Consider the following 19,672-nt stretch of genomic DNA (forward strand, 5'->3'; position numbering starts at 1 on the left):
CTGGGTCTCCGGCCGCCGTGGTTGGTGCTTGGGGTTACTGCTTGAGCATGTTGTCGAGCAGGAGGGCGCAGCGGACCACGCCGAGGTGGCTGTAGGCCTGCGGGTGGTTGCCCAGCCCGCGCTCGGCCAGCGGGTCGTACTGCTCGGGGAGCAGCCCGGTCGGCCCTGCAGTGTCGATCATCTGGGCGAACAGTTCCTCGGCGTCGTCCCGCCGGCCGGTGCGCAGGTACGCCTCGACCAGCCAGGCGGTGCAGATGTGGAAGCCACCCTCGCGGCCGGGCAGGCCGTCGTCCCAGTGGTACCGGTAGACCACGGGGCCGCTGCGCAGGTCGGCCTCGATCTTGAGCACCGTGGAGAGGAAGCGCGGGTCGTCGCCGGGGAGCAGGCCGGACAGGCCGATCCAGAGCGACGAGGCGTCCATGTCCTCGTCCCCGTACGCGACGCTGTACGCCTCCGCGTGCTCGTGCCAGCCGTACTCCAGCACGTTGGCGCCGATCCGGTCGCGCAGCTCCACCCACTCGGGCCGGTCGTCGCCGCCGTGCTGGCGGACCACGTGCAGCGCCCGGTCGACGGTCATCCAGCACATCGTCTTCGAGAAGATGTGGTGCCGCGGCGGGAGGCGGGCCTCCCAGATGCCGTGGTCGGGCTCGTGCCAGCGGCGGCGGACCGCCTCGACCATGTTCTCCAGCACCCGCCACTCGTCGTCGCGCACCGAGCCGCGGGCGTCGGCGACGGCGGCGATCAGGTCGGCCACCGGGCCGAAGACGTCCAGCTGGAGCTGGTGGTTGGCGAGGTTGCCGACCCGCACCGGCCGGGAGCCGGCATAGCCGGGCAGGGTGTCGATGACCGCCTCGGCGCCCAGCTCGTAGCCGTCCACTGTGTAGAGCGGGTGCAGCCGCTCGGGGTGCCCGCCGGTGCGCTCGACCACGCCGTCGATCCACCGCAGCAGCCCCTCGGCCTCCTCGATCGAACCGAGGTCGACCAGCGCCCGGGCGGTCAGCGCCGCGTCGCGCAGCCAGCAGTACCGGTAGTCCCAGTTGCGGACCCCGCCCAGTTCCTCCGGCAGCGAGGTGGTCGCCGCGGCCAGGATCGAGCCGGTCGCCTGGTGGCAGAGCGCACGCAGGGTCAGTGCGCTGCGGGCGACCAGATCCCGCGCGGTGTTCGGCAGCCGCAGCGAGGCCACCCAGTCCTTCCAAGGCTGCTCGGCCGCGGCCTGCCGCTCGTGGATCGGCAGCCGGTGGTGTTCCAGGCTCTGCGTGCCGAAGCGCATCTCCAGCACCACCTGCCCGCCGGCGGCGCGCAGGTCGACCACCGCCTTGGCGGTCTCGTAGACGCCGTCGCTGGTCACCTCCCACTCGACGCCGGGGGAGTAGAGCGCGACCGGCTCGTTGGAGCCGAGCACCAGCAGGCCGTCACCGAGGGGTTGCAGCTGGACGGCCACCTGGCCGAACTCGGGCCGGGGCGCGAACTCCAGGCGGGCCCGGCCGGTGCCGGTGAGCACCCGGATCAGGGTCGAGTCGCCGCTGAGGATGGCCGGGCCGTCCGGGGTGGTCTCGCTGTCCGGCGTGTCGAGCCAGTCGGTGACCGTCAGGCCCGACCAACGGGTCTCCACGGTCATCGTGCCGGAGCGGTACCGCTGGCCGAGCGGGATGCCGCCGCGCTCCGGCGCCACGCTGAAGTGGCCGGCCGGGCTGCCGCCGACCAGGTCGGCGAAGATCGCCGCCGAGTCCGGCTTGGGGTGGCAGAGCCAGGTGACCTTGGCGTCCGGGGTGAGCAGCGCGACGGTACGACCGTTGGCCAGCATCGAGTGCCGCTCGATCGGCACCGCCCGCTCGCCGAAGAGCCAGTGCCGGCGGGTCTCCAGCAGCAGCCCGAGGGCCCGCGCCGCCTCGATCGGTTCGGCGACCCGGTACTGCGCCCGGGTGTCGCCGGGCCCGATCTTGATGCCGACGTCCGGCCCGTGCAGGTTGCCGAAGGCGTTCTCGTCGGTGACGTCGTCGCCGATGAAGAGCACGGCGCTGGCGGAGAGCTGGGTGCGCAGCTGGTCGACGGCGGTGCCCTTGTGGGTGGCCACCACCGACAGCTCGATGACCTCCTTGCCCTGGGTGACCGTCACGCCGTCCCAGGTGGCGGGGCCGCTGCGGACCGCCTCGATGGCCGCCGCGGCGACCTGCGGGTCCACCCCGCGGGTGTGCACCGCGACGCTGGCCGGCTTGCGCTCCAGCCGGATGCCCGGGTGGGCGGCGGCGATCTCGCGCAGCGCGTCGCGCAGCCGGGTGCGCACCGCGATCAGCTCGGGGGAGAGCCGCTCGACGAAGCCGATGTCGAACTCGGAGCCGTGGCTGCCGACCAGGTGGACCTCGCTGGGCAGCCGGGAGAGCGCGGCCAGGTCGCGCAGCGCCCGCCCGGAGACCACCGCCACGGTGGTCTGCGGCAGCGCCGCGAGGGCGCGCACCGCCGCCACCGACTCGGGCAGCGGTACGGCCTTGCTCGGGTCCTCGACGATCGGCGCCAGCGTGCCGTCGTAGTCGCAGGCGATCAGGAGCTGCGGCACCCGGGCGATCCGGCCGATGGCGGTGCGCAGCTCAGCGTCCATCACTCCGGTGACGATGGGCGCTCCGTCGCTGACGGACGTGTTCACGCGGCCTCCGCCTCGGGCACACCGAGCTCGGTGAGGAACGACTTGGCCCAGTGCCCCACGTCGTGGGTGCGTAGGTGGCGTTGCATCGTCCGCATCCGCCGGCGGGCCTCGGCCCGCTCCACGTGCACCGCTCGCAGCAGCGCGTCCTTGACCGCGTCCGGGTCGTGCGGGTTGCACAGAAACGCCTGGCGCAGCTCGGTGGCGGCGCCGGCGAACTCACTGAGCACGAGCGCGCCGCCCTGGTCGGCGCGCGATGCGACGTACTCCTTGGCCACCAGATTCATTCCGTCTCGCAGCGGGGTCACCATCATCACGTCGGCAGCGACGTACATCGCGGCCAGTTCACTGCGACTGTACGACTGATGCAGATAATGCACTGCCGGCACGCCGACCCTGCCGAATTCGCCATTAATCCGACCAACTTCACGTTCGACCTTGACCCGAAGTGCCTGGTAGTGCTCCACCCGTTCGCGGCTCGGCGTGGCCACCTGCACCATGACGGCCTCCGGCACTGTCAACTTTCCGTCAGCCAGCAGCTCGCGGAAGGCCTTGAGCCGCAGCTCGATCCCCTTGGTGTAGTCGAGCCGGTCGACGCCCAGGATGATCGTCTTCGGGTTGCCCAGCTCCTCGCGGATCTCCTTGGCCCGGGCCTGCACCGCCGGGTCGGCGGCCATCCGCTCCATCTCCTTGGTGTCGATGCTGATCGGGAAGGCGCCGGCCTTCACCTGCCGCCCGTCGACCTGGATCATCTGGCCCTCGTAGCGGAGCCCGAGCAGGTGCCGGGCCAGCCGGACGAAGTTCTGCGCGGCCAGCCGCTGCTGGAAGCCGACCAGGTCGGCGCCGAGCAGGCCGCGCAGGATCTCGGTGCGGAACGGCATCTGCATGAACAGCTCGATGGGCGGGAACGGGATGTGCAGGAAGAAGCCGATCCGCAGGTCCGGCCGTAGCTCGCGGAGCATGGCCGGGACCAGCTGGAGCTGGTAGTCCTGCACCCAGACGGTGGCCCCCTCGGCCGCGACGTCCGCCGCGGCCTCCGCGAACCGGGCGTTGACCAGTCGGTACGCCTCCCGCCAGCGCCGCTTGTAGGCCGGGGTCTCCACCGCGTCGTGGTAGAGCGGCCAGATCGTGGCGTTGGACTGCCCCTCGTAGTAGCGCTCCAGTTCCTCGGCGCTCAGCGGCACCGGGTGCAGCCGGATCCCCTCCAGGTCGAACGGCTCCGGGGCGGCGCCGGTGCCGCCGGCCCAGCCGACCCAGGTGCCCTGGTGCTCGGCGAGGACGGGATGCAGGGCGGTGACCAGCCCGCCGGGGCTGCGTCGCCACTGCCGTCCCTCGGGTGTGCTCACCTCGTCGACCGGCAGGCGGTTCGCCACTACGACAAAGGAGCTGCGGACGGTCACGTTCGGCCACCTCCGGGTGCTGACGGGTCAACCGCGATGAGCGTACTGAGCGTAGCTGCGGCGTCTGGGGCCCCGTGCCGGAGTTCCCTACCCGTCCCACGCCCGCCGAAGCGTGGAGGTGATCTTGTCAACATACCGGCCGTCGCACGCCGCGGGCGGGGTGATGTGGGCGTTGCGACGCGTACCTGTCAGGATTGACAGCGGCGTGCGTGCGGCCGGCCCCGGCCGGCGGCCGCGGGTGACGACCAGCCCGTGCCCTCGCCCGCCGGCTCCCAGTCGCAACGTACGGAGGTAGCCCGCACCGTGGCCCAGTTCATCTACGTCCTGGAAAAGGCGCGCAAGGCGCACGGCGACAAGGTCGTGCTCGACAACGTGACGCTGAACTTCCTGCCGGGGGCCAAGATCGGTGTGGTCGGTCCGAACGGCGCCGGTAAGTCCAGCCTCCTCAAGATCATGGCAGGCTGGGACCGGCCGAGCAACGGCGAGGCCCGGCTGATGCCCGGCTACACCGTGGGCATGCTGGCCCAGGAGCCGCCGCTGAACGACGCCAAGACCGTCCTCGGCAACGTCGAGGAGGCGGTCGCCGAGACCAAGGCGAAGCTGGAGCGGTTCAACAAGATCGCCGAGCAGATGGCGACCGACTACTCCGACGCGCTGATGGAGGAGATGGGCAAGCTCCAGGAGGAGCTGGACAACGCCGACGCCTGGGACATCGACTCCAAGCTCGAACTGGCCATGGACGCGCTGCGCTGCCCGCCGCCGGACGCCGACGTCACCACGCTCTCCGGTGGCGAGCGCCGCCGGGTGGCGCTGTGCAAGCTGCTGCTGGAGGCGCCCGACCTGCTGCTGCTCGACGAGCCCACCAACCACCTGGACGCGGAGAGCGTGCAGTGGCTGGAGCAGCACCTGGCCAAGTACGCCGGCACCGTCATCGCCATCACCCACGACCGGTACTTCCTCGACAACGTGGCCAACTGGATCCTGGAGCTGGACCGCGGCCGGACGTACCCGTACGAGGGCAACTACTCCACCTACCTGGAGAAGAAGGCCGCCCGGATGGCGGTCGAGGGCCGGCGCGACGCCAAGATGAAGAAGCGGCTCAGCGAGGAGCTGGAGTGGGTCCGCTCCAACGCCAAGGCCCGGCAGACCAAGTCCAAGGCCCGCCTCGACCGGTACGAGGAGATGGCCACCGAGGCGGAGAAGACCCGCAAGCTGGACTTCGAGGAGATCCAGATCCCGCCGGGCCCGCGCCTGGGCAGCACGGTCATCGAGGTCAGCCACCTCACCAAGGCCTTCGGTGACCGGGTGCTGATCGACGACCTGTCGTTCTCGCTGCCGCGCAACGGCATCGTCGGCGTGATCGGCCCGAACGGCGTCGGCAAGACCACCCTGTTCAAGACCATCGTCGGGCTGGAGGAGCCGACCTCCGGCTCGGTGAAGGTCGGCGACACCGTCTCGCTGTCGTACGTCGACCAGAGCCGGGCGGGGCTGGCCGGTGACCGGACGGTCTGGGAGACCGTTTCCGACGGGCTGGACCACCTCCTGGTGGGCAAGGTCGAGATGCCCTCCCGGGCGTACATCGCGGCGTTCGGGTTCAAGGGCCCGGACCAGCAGAAGCCGACCAAGGTGCTCTCCGGCGGCGAGCGCAACCGGCTCAACCTGGCGCTGACGCTGAAGATCGGCGGCAACGTGATCCTGCTCGACGAGCCGACCAACGACCTCGACGTCGAGACGCTCGGCAGCCTGGAGAACGCGCTGCTGGAGTTCCCCGGCTGCGCCGTGGTCATCTCGCACGACCGGATGTTCCTCGACCGGGTCGCCACGCACATCCTGGCCTGGGAGGGCGACGACCAGAACCCGGCGAAGTGGTTCTGGTTCGAGGGCAACTTCGAGGCGTACGAGAAGAACAAGATCGACCGGCTCGGCGCCGAGGCCGCCCGGCCGCACCGGGTGACCTACCGCAAGCTGACCCGCGACTGACGTGGCCGACCGCTTCGTCTACCACTGCACCCTGCGGTGGTCCGACCTGGACGCGTACGGCCACGTCAACAACTCGCGCTTCCTCACCCTCTACGAGGAGGCCCGGGTGGCGTTGATGTTCGCCGGCGGCCGGGCGTGGGGAGTGGGCTCGTTCGCCGACGGCGTGGTGATCCGTCGGCACGAGGTGGACTACCTGCGCCCGGTCGACTACGCGCTCGGCCGGGCCACCGCGGAGGCGGCGCCGACGGTCCGGATCGAACTGTGGGTGGAGGAGATCCGGGCCGCCTCGTTCACCGTCGCCTACGAGCTGTACGACGGGGACGTGCTGGCCAGCCGGGCCCGCTCGGTGCTGGTCCCGTTCGACCTCGACCGGCAGGTGCCGCGCCGGATCAGCGCCGAGGAGCGTGAGTTCCTCCTGACGTACGCCCCGCGGGGCGCGGCGTGACCGCGGCCGGCGGGCACGGGATCGCCGACGTCGCCGACGCGGGCGCCTTCCTGGCCCGGCTGGTCCGGCTGGACCGGGGTGCCCTGGTCCGGCTCCGGCCGGCCGGCGCGCCGGCGCGTACCGCGCTCTGGGCCCGCCTGCCGTGGGGGGTGCTGGTGGTGCGCACGGTGGCCGGCGCGGCGCCGGGCGATGTCACGGTCGGCGCGGACGCTCTGCTCGCGGCGCTCACCGAGGAGCGGCAGGAGTTGCCGGCCCGGCGCGACGCGCAGTGGCGGTGGCCGCTGCCGCCGGCGGCGAGCCGCCGGGTAGAGACGCTGCCCGGCGGTGAGCTGCGCCGGATCGCCGAGGCGGCGGCGGGCACGCTGCGCGCCGCCAGCACGCACGGCGTGGCCGGACGGGCGGTGGGGCAGCGGGCGCTGCGCGACGCGCTGCTCGACCACGTGCCGGTGGTGGTGACCCCGGACGACCCGCCGGGCGAACCGGTGGAGGTGAACCAGCGGCTGGTCCAGGGTCTGGTCCGGATGGGCTTCCTGGGCGCCCCGGGAGTCGGTTCCGGCACCGCCGACGCCGCCGCCGTCCAGGTGCGGACGGCCGGACGTTGGGTCGGCCTGGTGGGACCATACGGAGCGACCTGGTCGCAGACGGCCATTGATCTTGCCGTACGACCCTCCGGTGGTCATCCGTTCGGATGACCACCGGTCATTCTTCTGGTTTGGGGCTCCCGTTGGGGGGATGCTTCAACCCGGCTGTCCGGGTACCGTCCATCCTCGGATCCAACGCACCGTAGGCGACTGGATCCGCTGGGGAGTGAGGTGCGCGAGCGATGCCGTGGTGGTCATGGCGCCCCGGTCCCGCCAACGGCGGCGACCCGGAAACTCGAAGCGGGATCACAGTGGAGGGCACCGTCCGGGTCGGGCCACCGGCCCCCCGGCAGCCGGAGGACGACTCCCCGGCCGTCGACCGGCCCGCCATGCCGGAGATGCGGGCCACGGTCGAGCCGGTCACCCTGGGCCGGGTCTGCGAGGCGCTCGACCTGCTCGACGTGCGCTACCTGGCCGACGGTGACGGCAACCTGCTGGCCATGTGGGAGCGGCACGCGGTCCTGGTCACCCTCGAAGGCCCGGAGGACGAGATCCTGGTGATGCGGGCGCGTCCACACGCGACCGTCCCGCCCGACTGGGCGGACCGGGCCTACCGGGTGGTCAACGAGTGGAACCACACCCGCCGGTTCTGCAAGGCCTACGTCGGCGACCCCACCGAACGCGGCCAGCTGCCCATCTACGCCGAGCTCCAGGTGCCGTTCGGCGCCGGAACGCACGACGCGCTCCTGGTCGAGATGCTCGACTGTGGCGCCGCGGTGGCCACCAGCTTCGTCGACTGGCTGCACGACGAGGGCGCCCTGCTCTGAGCCGTCGCCAGACCGGTCGCCCGCCCCGCCCGCGGTCCGCCGTGCCGCGGTCCGCCGTGCCGCGGTCGACCGCACCGGTGTCGACCGGGCGCCGGGCACGGCACCGCCGCCATGCTGACGGCTACGGCGTCCCGGCGGCCGGGTCCTCCATCACGTTGACCATGAAGTACGCCGCCCGCTCCAGGTAGTCCCAGAGCGCGGTGGCGAGTTCCGGCGGCAGGTCGAGGCTGTCGACCGCCGTGCGCATGTGCCGCAGCCAGGCGTCCCGCTCGGCGGCGCCGATCCGGAACGGCGCGTGCCGCATCCGCAGCCGCGGGTGCCCCCGCTGGGCCGAGTAGGTGTTCGGGCCGCCCCAGTACTGCATCAGGAACAGCGTCAGCCGGTCCGCCGCCGGGCCCAGGTCCTCCTCCGGATACATCGGGCGCAGCAGCGGGTCGTCGGCGACCCCCGCGTAGAACTCGTCGACCAGCTTGCGGAAGGCGGGCTCACCGCCGATCGCCTCGAAGAGGGTCATCGACGGCCGGGGACGGCCGGACTCAGCAGCGGGATTCACCGTTCCATCCTGCCAGGTGCCCGCGGCCGCACCCCGGGGGAGGGACCGGGGTACGGGTGTAACTCACCTCACCGCGTGGCGCGGTCGCCCCGGTTCACCGGGCCGGCCGGCGACCGGACCGCCGCCCGGGCCGTCCTGCGTCGGCGGCCGCTCGTCCGCCGCGCCCTCGCCCCGGTCCGGCGCGCCACCGGTCTGCTCCCTGGTCGCGTCCTCGGCCGGCACCACCCCGGCGCCGCCGGCCCGTTCCGCCGCGGTGACCGCCGCGTCGACGCTCGACCGGCTCGGCCAGCGCAGCGCCACCAGGGCCATCAGCAGGACCCCCGCCGCACTCCACCAGCCGACCACGGCCGGGATCGGGAACCGCTCGGCGAGCAGCCCGGTGACCAGCACCGCCACGCCCTGGATCACCTGCACCCCGCTGGCCATCACGCCGAACGCCCGGGCCCGGAAGCCGCTGGGCAGGGCGCGGACGAACAGGCCGTTGGCCATCGGCAGCATGCCGGCGACCGCGAACCCGCAGGCCCCGGCGAGCAGCGCCACCACCGCCGGTGGCGGGTCGAACAGGGCGGGCACCAGCACCGCCGGGGCGAGCACCGCGAGGGGCCGCATCAGCGCCAGTCGCCGGTCGGGCCCGAACGCCCGCCCGACCACCAGCCCGCCGAGGATGAAGCCGACCGGGTTGGCGGCCATGATGACGGCCTGCGCGACGCCGGTGTCCATCCCGCCGGCGCCGTGCTCGCTCGCCCAGGCCGCGGCCAGCCCTTCCGGCACGATCGAGAAGAGCATGGCGCTGAACACCAGCACGGCGATGGCCCGCAGCACCGGCGTGCCGAACACGAGCCGGAACCCCTGGCCGGTCTCCCGGAGCAGATGGCTGCGGTGCGCGGCGGTCATCGCCGGCGGCCGGTCGGCGACGCCGAAGCGGGTGAGCGCGGCCGAGACGGCGAACGTCGCCGCGTTGATCAGCAGGGCCAACGCCGGGTTGAACGCCGCCACGGACGCGCCGATCAGGTAGCCGACGACCTGGGCGGCCTGGCCGGTGCTGGCGTTCAGGGAGAGCCCGAGGACCAGCTTGTCGCCGGTCAGCACCAGCGGCATCAACGCGGACTTCGCGGCCTGGCTCGGCGGATTGGCCAGGGTGGCGGCGAAGAGCAGCACCAGGATCATGTTGACCGGCATGTTCGGGATGGCGATGACCACCATCAGCGCCATCCGGATCAGGTCGCAGGCGACCATCACCTGCCGGTAGCGGTGCCGCTCGGCGAGGGTGGACAGCAGCGGGCCGCCGACCAGCCAGGGCAGGTAGCTGATCGCGAACGCGGCGGCGGAGAGGGCCACCGACCGGGTCTCCTGGTAGACCAGGAGGGTGACCGCCGCCTTGGCGATGTAGTCACCGACCCAGGACAGTGCGCTGGCCGCGAAGATCGCCCGATACTCGCGCTGGGCGAACACCTCATGGAAGGTGGCCGGCCCTTCCGGAGAGGGTCGCTCGTCGGACACCGTCGCCTCCATCGTTTCCCGGGTGCTGCCGCTCGTGGCGTAGGTGCCCGGGAAACCATCGTCAGATCTACGGATCAGCGAGGACGTGATCACGTTCCGGGGGGAACGCGTGCACCGGATTCTGCCCGATCGTCTGACAACTGGCTAGGGCGAACGGCTTGATCGTCGCATCCCCGACTGAACGAACGGACGATACCCGAGGGGCCGGCCGGCCCGCGACCCCCGCGCTGGCCGGTCATTCGTACCGTCAGGTAGCGCCGCCCTGACCGGTCTCGCCGGGACCACCGGCGGGCATTCCCGGGTAGAGGCGTGCCGCCGCGATCCGCGCGGTGATCCCGGAGTTCTCCAGCGCCTCGGTCAGCCGGCGGCGCAGTTCGCGGCCGACCGCGAACTGCCCGTCCGCGGTGGTCTTGACGACGGTCCGGATCACCGCGCCCTCCACCGTCATCTGCTCCACGCCGAGCACCTCGGGCGGCTCCACGATCTCCGGCGCCAGCTCGGGGTCGACCGCGACCGACGCGGCCGCGGTACGCAGCACCGCGCTGGCCTCCTCGGTGCCGGCGAAGCCGATCGGCAGGTCGACCACGACCAGGGCCCAGCCCTGGCTCTTGTTGCCCACCCGGACGATCTCGCCGTTGCGGATGTACCAGAGCACCCCGCGCCCGTCCCGGACGGTGGTGACCCGGAGCCCGACCGCCTCCACCACCCCGGTCGCCTCGCCCAGGTCGACCGTGTCGCCCACGCCGTACTGGTCCTCGATGAGCATGAACAGGCCGGCGATCAGGTCCTTGACCAGACTCTGCGCGCCGAAGCCGAGCGCCACCCCGGCGATGCCGGCGCTGGCCAGCAGCGGGGCGAGGTCGAAGCTGAACTCCTTGAGCACCATCAGCAGCGCGATGCCGAAGATGAACGCCGTGCTCAGGCTGCGCAGCACCGACCCGATCGCCTCGGCGCGCTGGCGCCGCCGTTCCGGCACGAACTCGCCCGGCTCGGCCGCGGCGGTGGGGATCCGTTCGCGCAGCGGCCGCAGCATGGTGGGCACCCCGGCGGCGGTGGTGGTGCGCACCAGCCGGCGGATGGTCCGGTGCACCAGCCACCGGGCGGCGACGGCCAGCAGCAGGATCAGCATGATCCGCAGCGGCTTGAGCAGGATCCAGTAACTGCCCTCGGCGAACCACACCGAGTTGGTGATCTCCCAGGCCGCCTTGCAGAGCGCCTCCTCCAGGCACTCCGGGCTCGGCGACGGGTCCGGGCTCGGCGCGGGCTCGGCGAGGAACAGGCTGACGGTACGCACGATGTCTTCGTACCGCACCCCGGGCGGGCCGCCCCCGCCGACCCACCATCCGGGTGACCGGATCCGCCCGCCGGCACGGCCACCGGCACGGCCACCGACAGGTGCGCAACCGTTGCGGGGTGCGGTCGGGCGACGGCGTCGATCGTGCCGGAACGCCTCAGCCGTGGCGGTGGGAGCCACCGGCCGCGGCGTCCCGGGTCCGCTCGTCGGACCGGTCTTCCAATACCGTCACGAGGGCCGAGGCGACGATTGCCACGGGCCGGTCGTCGTCGTGTGCCAGTTGCCGGAGGGTGCCCAGCGCCATGGTGCCCGGCAGCTCGGCGAGGGCCTGGGTCAGGCGCACCCGTACCGTCGAATCCGCGGTGTGTGCGGCGAGCTCGTCGGCCAGCGCGCCCAGGATCCGGTCTGCCCACGCCGCGTCCCGCGCCAACGTCCCCAGCGTCTCGGCCGCCTCGACATCGTTGCGGCCCTCGACCACCATGCCGACGAGCGTCGGGACGGCTCGCGTCCCGCCCCGTGCTCCCACAGCGAGCGCGGCATGGCCGCGGATCGTCGGGTCCGGGTCGCCGAGGGCGTCGGTGAGCGTCGCGGTCGCCTCGTCGTCGGGCAGCTCGGCGAGCGCCAGGACCGCGCGCCGCCGGACGTCGACGTCGTCGGAGGTCAGGCCGGATGCCAGGTTCGCCACACCGGCGCCGCCGGCTCGCGCGAGGGCCCAGCGCAGGGCCCCGGCGACGTTCGGATCGGATTCGGTGAGGATCGCGGTGGCCAACAGCTCGGCGGGAACCGCCGCGTGCTCGGTCGGGGCCAGGACGGCCTGCTGTCGCCGCGCGGCGCTCGGCGAACCCAGCCCGTGCAGAAGATCGACGATGCGCGCGACGTCCTGCCAGCCGGCGGGCTCGGCCGCATCGACCGTACGGAGCCGATCGAGCAGCTCGTGCTCCCGGTTCAGTCGTTCCTCGGTCTTCCGGATGAGGTCGCCGACCAGCGCGGACGGGGTGAACCCGGGATCGTCGAGAGTGCGTGCGACCTGACGCAGCGACAGTCCCAGGGACCGCAGACCCGCCACGTAGAAGATCCGCCGGATGTCGTCGGGCGTGTACTCCCGGTAGCCACCCACGGTGCGGCCCGTCGGCCGTACCAGCCCGAGGGAGTCGTAGTGCCGGAGCATCCGGGCGCTCACCCCCGAGCGGCGGGCCACCTCACCGATCAGCACTCGCTGGTCTCCTCCCGGTGCGGGCCGAGCGCGACGACCCGTCTCGCTTCGTCGACGGCCAGGTCGAATCCGGCGTCCGGGTCGCGGAGGAGCCGTTCGGTGGCCCCCGCGTGCGCCCGCACCGTCGGATCGTGATGGGCCATCGCCGTTCGCAGGATCGGCTCGACCACGTCGCCGAGCGCGGCGAGGGCACGGCTCAAACTCAGCCGTACCTGCCGGTCACCGCGGCCGAACTGCGTCGCCAGTTCCGCGGCCAGCGCCCCCTTCTCCTCGTCGGGCACCAGGACGACGGCCGCCCGCCACGCGGTCCGGGCGACCTCGTCGTCGGTGTCGTGCAGCAAGGACGGCGTGATCGCCGGCCACGCGCTCCGGTCTCCGATCTTGGACAGCGTGTGCAGCGCCTGGCTACGGGCCTGGGCCCGCGCGGAGCGGAGTTCCGCGCGCAGCTTCGGCACCGTGATCTGCGCCGGGAGCCGGGTCAGCGCCCAGGTGAGCATGTCGCGCACGAAGAAGTCCGGCTCGACCGCGCACCGGGCTACGAGCGCGTCGACGAGACCGGGCTCGGGCCGGCTACCGATCGCCAGGGCCGCCTTCAGCCGCGTCGACGAGTTGCCAGCGGCCAGCGCGTCCAGCAGTCGCGTGTCCTGGACGTCTCTGTGTGCCGAGTCGATGGGGACCACCTCCGACCGCCAGTCAAGGCCTTGTCACAGTGGCAATGTCAAGTGCGGGCGGGACGCCGGGCGATGCCGGCGCAACGGCCCGAGGGGTGCGGCCGGGGAGCGCGAACCGAAGATCATCAGGCGTGGACCCGGCCCGGCCGAGGCCGGTGGTGGCCGTCGGCCACTGTCGGGCAAGTGGAGAGTTCGCCCAGGCCGGAACGGTGATCCGGGCCAGCGCGGATGATCCTCGTACCAGAAGAGAGATTAGTACGTGCAATCCCGGTTCCGATCAGGGACTATTGGCGCAACGGATGTCGGTGATCCGGCCGGCGTCGGCCGCGGTGAGCGCTGTGCCCGATCCCGGTCGATGGTGGCGAGGTGGGGGCCGCTGGACCGGGAGGGTGAGCGCGATGCCTGACATACGACCCACGGTGGGCTCCGGCGCGCTGGTCCTCAACGCCACCTACGAGCCGCTGTGTGTCGTGTCCGTCCGTCGTGCCGCCATCCTCGTGCTCTCCGCCAAGGCCGTCTGCGTCGCCGACGGTGACGGCGTCCTGCACAGCGCCCGGAACGCGTTACCGGTGCCGTCGGTCGTCCGGCTCACCCGGTTCGTCCGGGTGCCCTACCGCACCCACGTCGGGCTGTCCCGCCGGGCGATCTTCGCCCGGGACGGCTGGCGGTGCGCGTACTGCCGGGGGCCGGCGGAGACCATCGACCACGTCTTCCCGCGCAGCCGGGGTGGCCGGCACGCCTGGGAGAACGTGGTGGCGGCCTGCGCGAAGTGCAACCACACCAAGGGCGACAAGACCCCGGCCGAGCTGGGCTGGCGGCTGCACGCACTGCCGGCCGCCCCGAAAGGCGTCGCCTGGCGGGTGCTGGGCCACCGGGCGCCCGATCCGCGCTGGGCCGACTGGCTCGACCTGCGCGAGCCCGAGGCGGCCTGATCCCGCTCATCCGGTGCGCGCCCGCACCAGGGTGGCGAAGACCACCACGTTGTCGGCGTAACCGGTCTCGCCGCCGATCCAGCGTCCGCCACAGGTGATCAGGCGCAGGTTGGGGCGGCTGAAGTCGCCGTACACCTCGTCCACCGGCAACCGCTCCTTGTCGAACCGCTCCACCGAGTTCACCTCGAAGACCGCCACCGAGCCGTCCTCGCGGCTGACCTCGACCGGATCGCCGGCGCGCAGCTCACGCAACTGGTGGAACACCGCCGGACCGGTGTTGGTGTCGACGTGCCCGACGATGACGGCCGGTCCGTACTGGCCCGGGGTCGGGCCCTGGTCGTACCAGCCGGCCTCCTGGGCGCGGGCGGCGTCCGGCACGGCGATGCTGCCGTCCGGGGCGATGCCCACGTTGTGCACGGGCGCCGCCAGGTCGATCGGTTGGCTGCTGATGCCCACCGGTCGGCTGGCCGCCAGCACCGGGAACTTCTTCGGCGGTGGCCGCAACCCCGCGGTGAACCGGTCGGGCAGGACGTGGATCCCGGTGACCCGCTCCACCCCGAGCATCGCGATGATCAGCACCATCAGGGTGCCGATCACCAGCACCGGCAGCCCGGGCCCGGCGTCGGCCAGCCGGCGGCCGGCGGCCCAGCGGTGCCGCGGCCGGGGCGGCAGCGGCCGGGCGGCCGGGTCGGGCGTGGCCACGCTGGCTGTGAAGGCCTGCCCGGCCACCCGGCGCAGCCGGCCGGTGGCGGCCACCACCACCCGGCGGGACGCCCGCAGCGCCCGCCGGGCGGCCGCCCGGCGCGGATCCGGTCGCGGGTTACGCGCGCGAGAACCGGCCATGGCGGTGGCGGTCAGGAACCGGCCCCGGTCCGACGACGGTTGCCGAACAGCCCGAAGGCGACCACCACGGCGACCGCGGCGACGCCGCCGACCAGCAGCAGCGAGCCGGTGCCCCGTCCGCCAGAGGTGCCCCCGCCCCCGGTCGCCGGCCCCTTGGTGGGCTGTTCCATGTCGAGCACTGTCAACGTGGTGGTGGCGGTGTTGTTGTTCTGGCAGCGCAGGTTGACCGGATATTCACCGGGCTCCTTGCCGCTCGGAACGGTCGCCTTGCCGGTCAGGAAGCCGTTGTCCGGCCGGAGCACCACCCGGCCGAACGCGTCCGACTGCACCTCGGCCTCCCGGTTGTTGCCGTCGTCGCAGCTGGCCCGGATGTTCACCCGGCTGCCCGCCTGCACGCTGTTCGGTGTCACCTCGACGAAGGCGTTCTCGCCCGCCCGGGCCGGCACCGCGCCGACCAGGACGAAAGCCCCGATCAGGACGAAGGCCCCGAGCAGTCGGATGATGGTCGACGGGGCGCGGAGCGCGCCTCCGTACGGTCGCAGACCCCGCATGATCCTCCCTCCCGGCACCGGTGTACCGGTCCTGCTGGGGCGACCCGGCGTGCTTTCCCCCTGCGTGCGGGGCTAACCGGTCCGGTCAGCGGCGGCGGGCGGCGGGGCCGTCGGCGGGCGGCAGCGGGGTGACCGGATGCCAGTCCAGCGGGGTGGAGAGCACCATCGTGCTGGACGGCTGGCCGTACGGGGCGAGCCGGTCGATCACCGCCTCGAACTCGTCGATCGAGCCGGCCGCGACCTTGAGCATGCTGCACGCGTCGCCGGTGATCCGGTGGATCTCCAGGATCTCCGGCCAGCCGGCGACCTCCGGGTCGTGCAGGATGCACCGGGCGCCGTAGCAGGACATCCGGATCAGCGCGACCACTGTGCGCCCCGCCCGGGTCAGGTCGACATGCGCGTGGTAGCCGGTGATGACGCCGGACTCCTCCAGCCGGCGGACCCGCTCGGCCACCGCCGGTGGTGACAGGTGCACCCGCCGGGACAGCTCGCTGAAGGAGAGCCGCGCGTCGGCCTGCAGTTCGCGCAGCAGCGCCCAGTCCATGTCGTCCATGAGCAGACCTTACGTTCTCCAACCGGAACCCCCGAACCGCCTTTCCGACGGCAGGTCGTCCGGCCGCAGCGCCGTTGAACAGGCATTCCGATCAGCGCTGCGACCGGGAGATCATGTCGCCACCCGGCTCACGGAGGAGACGACAGGTGAAGCAGACGGAGCTGCCGGCGCCCGCGCCGGCCGCGGTGGTGCGCCCCACCACCCCGCAGCAGCGGGCCGCTCGGGCGCAGCGCAACGGTGGCAAACCGACGCTGGAGTTCACCGAGCGGGTGCCCTACGACGCGTACGTCCGGGCCAGCACCCTGCACCGGTTGCAGGAGCCGCTCAGCGACGACCCGGGCGAGATGTCGTTCCTGGTGGTCAGCCAGATCATGGAGCTGTACTTCAAGCTCACCTGCCACGAGCTGCGGGAGACCCAGCGGCTGCTGCGCGCCGACCGGGTCTGGGACGCGCTGGCCCCGCTGCGCCGGGCCGCCCTGCACCTGGAGGGGTTGAACGCGGCCTGGAAGGGGCTGCGCTGGATGACCCCGGCCGACTTCAACCGGTTCCGCAACCTGCTCGGCGAGGGCTCCGGCTTCCAGTCGGCGATGTACCGCCACCTGGAGTTCCTGCTCGGGCTCCGGGACCCGGCGCTGATCCGGCCGTTCCGCCGGCACACCGAGGTGTACGCCGAACTGACCGCCACCCTGGCCGCGCCGAGCGTCTGGGACGACGTGCTCGCCCTGCTCGCCCGGCACGGCCACGACCTCCCGGCCGAGCTGCTGGAGCGGGACGTGGCCGTCGAGCACGAGCCGCACCCCGCGGTGGAGGCGGCCTGGGTGCGGATCTACGCCGACGCCGGACCGGAGAACCACCTGCGGCTGCTGGGCGAGGCGCTGACCGAGGTGGCGGAGCAGTTCGGTGACTGGCGGCAGCACCACATCAAGGCCGTACAGCGGACAATGGGCGCCAAGGTCGGCAGCGGCGGCTCCGCCGGTCTGGCGTGGTTGCAGCGCAGCATGGCCCGGGTGGTCTTCCCCGAGCTGTGGTCGGCCCGGACCGCGATGTGACCGGAGAACGCGACATGGACACCCCCGCACCCCTCGCCGCCGGCGAGGCCGAGGCGCGGCGCCTCGACGCCGATGACCCCGGCCACCGCCACCTGTTCCACGTGCCGCCGGCCGAAGGCGGCCGGTACCCCGAGGTGGCCTACCTGGCCGGCAACTCGCTCGGGCTGCAACCCCGGGCCACCCGCACCGAACTCCTCGCCGACCTCGACGCGTGGAGCCGGCTCGGCGTCGAGGGGCATCTGGAGGCGGAGCGGCCCTGGTTGCCGTACCACGAACTGCTCACCGGGCCGGCCGCGCGACTGGTCGGCGCCCGGCCCGCGGAGACCGTGGTGATGAACTCGCTCACCGTCAACCTGCACCTGCTGATGGTCAGCTTCTACCGGCCGGCCGGCGCCCGGACCCGGATCGTCATCGAGGACAGCGCCTTCCCGTCGGACAGCTACGCGGTGCGCAGCCAGGCCCGGTTCCACGGGCTCGACCCCGACGAGACGGTGGTCCGGCTCCGGCCCCGCCCGGGCGAGGACACCCTGCGCACCGAGGACGTCACCGGCTACCTCGCCGCCGAGGGCGACCGGGTGGCGCTGGTGCTGCTCGGTGGGGTCAACTACCTCACCGGCGAGCTGATGGACATCCCGACGATCACCGCCGCCGGCCGGGCCGCCGGGGCGGTGGTCGGCTGGGACCTGGCGCACGCCGCCGGCAACGTGCCGCTGGCCCTGCACGACTGGGACGTCGACTTCGCCGCGTGGTGCTCGTACAAGTACCTCAACTCCGGCCCCGGCGCGCTGGCCGGCGTCTTCGTCCACGAGCGGCACCTCGGCGACCTCGACCTGCCGCGCTTCGAGGGCTGGTGGAGCACCGAGGCGGCGACCCGGTTCGAGATGACCCCGGTCTCCCGGCCACCGGCCACCGTGGAGGCCTGGCAGATCTCCAACCCGCCGATCTTCGCGATGGGCCCGGTGCGGACCTCGCTGGAGATCTTCGACGCCGTCGGCATGCCCGCCCTGCGCGAGCGCAGCGTCCGGCTCACCGGCTACCTGGAGCGGCTGCTCGACGAGGTGACCGTGACCCGGCCGCTGACCGTGGTCACCCCGCGCGAGCCGGAGCGCCGCGGTTGCCAGCTGTCCGTGCGGATCGGCGCCGGCAGCGCCGCCGAGCTGACCAAGCGGCTGCGCTACGAGCACGGCGTGATCGCCGACGCCCGGGAGCCGGACGTGGTCCGGTTCGCCCCGGTGCCGCTCTACTCCACGTACCACGACTGCTGGCGGGTCGCCGCTGCGCTCGCGGCGACCGTCGGGGAGGTGCCGGCATGACCGAGCGGGACGAGATCGCGGTGGTCGGCGCCGGGTTGGCCGGTTGCCTGCTGGCCTGCTTCCTGGCCCGGCGCGGCTACCGGGTGGCGCTCTACGAGCGGCGGCCCGACCCGCGTACCGGGCGGGTCGAGCGAGGCCGCTCGATCAACCTGGCGCTCTCCGAGCGCGGCCTGGACGCGCTGCGCCGGATAGGGCTGGCCGAGCAGGTGATGGCGGACGCGCTGCCGATGCGCGGCCGCATGATCCACCCGGTGGACGGCGAGCCGCAGTTCCAGTCGTACAGCGCGGCCGGCACCCTGGCGATCAACTCGATCAGCCGGGGCGCGCTGAACAACGCCCTGCTGGACGCCGCGGCCGTGCTGCCCGGGGTGCGGATCGCCTTCGACCACCGGCTGGTCGGCCTCGACCCGGCCACCGGCGAGATGACCTTCGAGACGCCGACGGGCAAGACGACCGCCGTCGCGCCGGTGGTGCTCGGCGCCGACGGCGCCGGCTCGGCGGTACGCGGCCAGTTGCTCGGCCACGGCCTGCTCACCGAGAGCCTCGACTTCCTCGACTACGGCTACAAGGAGTTGACCATCCCGCCGGTGGGCGGCGACTTCGCCCTCGACCCCGAGGCGCTGCACATCTGGCCGCGCGGCACCTCGATGATGATCGCCCTGCCCAACCCGGACCGGTCGTTCACCTGCACGCTCTTCTGGCCCACCCACGGCACCGCGAGCTTCGCCTCGCTGGGCAGCCCGGCCGCGATCGAGCGGCACTTCGCCACCCACTACCCGGACCTGCCGCCGCTGGCGCCGAACCTGGTCGACGACTACCAGCACAACCCGGTCGGCGTGCTCGGCACGGTGCGCTGCACCCCGTGGCAGGTGGGCGGCAAGGTCGGCCTGCTCGGCGACGCGGCGCACGCCATCGTGCCGTTCTACGGCCAGGGTGCGAACTGCGCGTTCGAGGACGTGGTCGAGCTGGACCGCTGCCTGGACGAGTGCGCCGACGACTGGTCGGCCGCGCTGCCGCTGTTCCAGCAGCGCCGGCAGGACAACGCCGAGGCGATCGCCCGGATGGCGCTGACCAACTTCGTGGAGATGCGGGACAAGGTCGCCTCGCCGGTGTTCCAGCTGTGGCGGCGGGTGGAGCACGCACTGGAACGGGCGCTGCCCGGCCGGTACGTTTCGCAGTACGAGCTGGTCTCGTTCTCCACCACCCCGTACGCCCAGGTGCGGCGGCGGGTGCGCCGGCAGCACCGGGTGCTGGGGGCGGTGGCCGCGGGTGCGGTGGCGGCGCTCGTGGGTGCGGTCGGTGCCGCGGTCAGCCGAGGGAGGCGCTGAT

The 19,672-nt window shown here is 72.8% G+C and carries 18 protein-coding genes; 8 read left to right on the plus strand and 10 right to left on the minus strand.

What is annotated here, in order from left to right; genetic code table 11:
- Window positions 1–34: 34 nt before the first annotated feature.
- Entirely contained in the window at window positions 35–2,596 is a 2,562-nt protein-coding gene (gene otsB / locus DLJ47_RS22830) for a trehalose-phosphatase (protein WP_109902620.1), read from the minus strand.
- Between the two features lie 41 nt (window positions 2,597–2,637).
- Window positions 2,638–4,038, minus strand: coding sequence for an alpha,alpha-trehalose-phosphate synthase (UDP-forming) (locus tag DLJ47_RS22835; protein WP_088992319.1), 1,401 nt, complete (start codon window positions 4,036–4,038; stop codon window positions 2,638–2,640).
- Between the two features lie 303 nt (window positions 4,039–4,341).
- Here DLJ47_RS22835 and ettA point away from each other — a divergent pair, with 303 nt between their 5' ends.
- The 4 genes from ettA (at window position 4,342) to DLJ47_RS22855 (ending at window position 7,871) form a co-directional block, all read left to right on the plus strand.
- Complete coding sequence (gene ettA / locus DLJ47_RS22840; RefSeq protein ID WP_109902568.1) at window positions 4,342–6,018, plus strand: energy-dependent translational throttle protein EttA; 1,677 nt, start codon at window positions 4,342–4,344, stop codon at window positions 6,016–6,018.
- Window position 6,019: 1 nt separating this feature from the next.
- A complete protein-coding gene (locus DLJ47_RS22845; RefSeq protein ID WP_109902570.1) occupies window positions 6,020–6,463 on the plus strand; it encodes an acyl-CoA thioesterase in 444 nt (147 codons plus the stop codon).
- Window positions 6,460–7,155, plus strand: coding sequence for a hypothetical protein (locus DLJ47_RS22850; protein WP_109902572.1), 696 nt, complete (start codon window positions 6,460–6,462; stop codon window positions 7,153–7,155). Before DLJ47_RS22845 ends, DLJ47_RS22850 begins: the two co-directional genes overlap by 4 nt.
- Before the next feature lie 131 nt (window positions 7,156–7,286).
- On the plus strand, window positions 7,287–7,871 hold the full coding sequence (locus tag DLJ47_RS22855) for a YbjN domain-containing protein (RefSeq protein WP_109902574.1): 585 nt from the start codon (window positions 7,287–7,289) through the stop codon (window positions 7,869–7,871).
- A 121-nt stretch (window positions 7,872–7,992) separates the two neighbouring features.
- On the opposite strand, the gene DLJ47_RS22860 is transcribed toward DLJ47_RS22855, so the two are convergent.
- The 5 genes from DLJ47_RS22860 to DLJ47_RS22880 all read right to left on the minus strand — a co-directional run bounded on the left by DLJ47_RS22860 (window position 7,993) and on the right by DLJ47_RS22880 (window position 13,111).
- A complete protein-coding gene (locus DLJ47_RS22860) occupies window positions 7,993–8,424 on the minus strand; it encodes a globin (RefSeq protein WP_088992324.1) in 432 nt (143 codons plus the stop codon).
- Between the two features lie 63 nt (window positions 8,425–8,487).
- Window positions 8,488–9,936 carry an MFS transporter gene (locus DLJ47_RS22865; protein ID WP_109902576.1) on the minus strand — a complete coding sequence of 483 codons (1,449 nt, stop codon included), beginning with the start codon at window positions 9,934–9,936 and terminating at the stop codon, window positions 8,488–8,490.
- Window positions 9,937–10,171: 235 nt separating this feature from the next.
- The gene (locus tag DLJ47_RS22870; protein WP_109902622.1) at window positions 10,172–11,218 is read right to left on the minus strand and encodes a mechanosensitive ion channel family protein; all 1,047 of its coding nucleotides are present in this window, start codon (window positions 11,216–11,218) and stop codon (window positions 10,172–10,174) included.
- 157 nt (window positions 11,219–11,375) lie between these two features.
- Complete coding sequence (locus DLJ47_RS22875; protein WP_109902578.1) at window positions 11,376–12,431, minus strand: HEAT repeat domain-containing protein; 1,056 nt, start codon at window positions 12,429–12,431, stop codon at window positions 11,376–11,378.
- Entirely contained in the window at window positions 12,425–13,111 is a 687-nt protein-coding gene (locus DLJ47_RS22880; RefSeq protein WP_109902580.1) for a HEAT repeat domain-containing protein, read from the minus strand. The genes DLJ47_RS22875 and DLJ47_RS22880 overlap by 7 nt, the downstream gene beginning before the upstream one ends.
- Before the next feature lie 389 nt (window positions 13,112–13,500).
- Here DLJ47_RS22880 and DLJ47_RS22885 point away from each other — a divergent pair, with 389 nt between their 5' ends.
- The gene (locus tag DLJ47_RS22885; protein ID WP_109902624.1) at window positions 13,501–14,034 is read left to right on the plus strand and encodes an HNH endonuclease; all 534 of its coding nucleotides are present in this window, start codon (window positions 13,501–13,503) and stop codon (window positions 14,032–14,034) included.
- Window positions 14,035–14,040: 6 nt separating this feature from the next.
- Here the strand turns inward: DLJ47_RS22885 and DLJ47_RS22890 are convergent, their stop codons facing one another.
- The 3 genes from DLJ47_RS22890 to DLJ47_RS22900 all read right to left on the minus strand — a co-directional run bounded on the left by DLJ47_RS22890 (window position 14,041) and on the right by DLJ47_RS22900 (window position 15,981).
- Complete coding sequence (locus DLJ47_RS22890) at window positions 14,041–14,877, minus strand: class F sortase (protein WP_109902582.1); 837 nt, start codon at window positions 14,875–14,877, stop codon at window positions 14,041–14,043.
- Between the two features lie 11 nt (window positions 14,878–14,888).
- Window positions 14,889–15,428 (minus strand): hypothetical protein, encoded by a 540-nt coding sequence (locus DLJ47_RS22895; protein ID WP_233257964.1) that lies wholly within the window; start codon window positions 15,426–15,428, stop codon window positions 14,889–14,891.
- An 85-nt stretch (window positions 15,429–15,513) separates the two neighbouring features.
- Window positions 15,514–15,981: an Lrp/AsnC family transcriptional regulator gene (locus DLJ47_RS22900; protein ID WP_109902584.1), complete on the minus strand. Its 468-nt coding sequence runs from the start codon at window positions 15,979–15,981 to the stop codon at window positions 15,514–15,516.
- 113 nt (window positions 15,982–16,094) lie between these two features.
- Between DLJ47_RS22900 and DLJ47_RS22905 the strand changes: the two genes are divergently transcribed.
- The 3 genes from DLJ47_RS22905 to DLJ47_RS22915 are packed head-to-tail and all read left to right on the plus strand — an operon-like array spanning window position 16,095 to window position 19,671.
- Complete coding sequence (locus DLJ47_RS22905) at window positions 16,095–17,030, plus strand: tryptophan 2,3-dioxygenase (RefSeq protein WP_396775798.1); 936 nt, start codon at window positions 16,095–16,097, stop codon at window positions 17,028–17,030.
- Window positions 17,031–17,044: 14 nt separating this feature from the next.
- Window positions 17,045–18,343, plus strand: coding sequence for a kynureninase (kynU, locus tag DLJ47_RS22910; protein ID WP_109902628.1), 1,299 nt, complete (start codon window positions 17,045–17,047; stop codon window positions 18,341–18,343).
- Window positions 18,340–19,671 (plus strand): FAD-dependent oxidoreductase, encoded by a 1,332-nt coding sequence (locus DLJ47_RS22915; protein WP_109902588.1) that lies wholly within the window; start codon window positions 18,340–18,342, stop codon window positions 19,669–19,671. The genes kynU and DLJ47_RS22915 overlap by 4 nt, the downstream gene beginning before the upstream one ends.
- Window position 19,672: the final 1 nt, after the last annotated feature.

It is taken from the genome of Micromonospora sp. S4605 (genome assembly GCF_003176715.1).
Classification (GTDB): Bacteria; Actinomycetota; Actinomycetes; order Mycobacteriales; family Micromonosporaceae; genus Micromonospora; species Micromonospora echinaurantiaca.

Coding starts and splice junctions, on each gene's coding strand:
- DLJ47_RS22900 (WP_109902584.1), bottom strand. CDS start 15,981: ATGGACGACATGGACTGGGCGCTGCTGCGCGAACTGCAGGCCGACGCG.
- DLJ47_RS22890 (WP_109902582.1), bottom strand. CDS start 14,877: ATGGCCGGTTCTCGCGCGCGTAACCCGCGACCGGATCCGCGCCGGGCG.
- DLJ47_RS22905 (WP_396775798.1), top strand. CDS start 16,095: ATGTCGCCACCCGGCTCACGGAGGAGACGACAGGTGAAGCAGACGGAG.
- DLJ47_RS22885 (WP_109902624.1), top strand. CDS start 13,501: ATGCCTGACATACGACCCACGGTGGGCTCCGGCGCGCTGGTCCTCAAC.
- DLJ47_RS22855 (WP_109902574.1), top strand. CDS start 7,287: ATGCCGTGGTGGTCATGGCGCCCCGGTCCCGCCAACGGCGGCGACCCG.
- otsB (WP_109902620.1), bottom strand. CDS start 2,596: ATGGACGCTGAGCTGCGCACCGCCATCGGCCGGATCGCCCGGGTGCCG.
- DLJ47_RS22915 (WP_109902588.1), top strand. CDS start 18,340: ATGACCGAGCGGGACGAGATCGCGGTGGTCGGCGCCGGGTTGGCCGGT.
- DLJ47_RS22895 (WP_233257964.1), bottom strand. CDS start 15,428: ATGCGGGGTCTGCGACCGTACGGAGGCGCGCTCCGCGCCCCGTCGACC.
- DLJ47_RS22865 (WP_109902576.1), bottom strand. CDS start 9,936: ATGGAGGCGACGGTGTCCGACGAGCGACCCTCTCCGGAAGGGCCGGCC.
- kynU (WP_109902628.1), top strand. CDS start 17,045: ATGGACACCCCCGCACCCCTCGCCGCCGGCGAGGCCGAGGCGCGGCGC.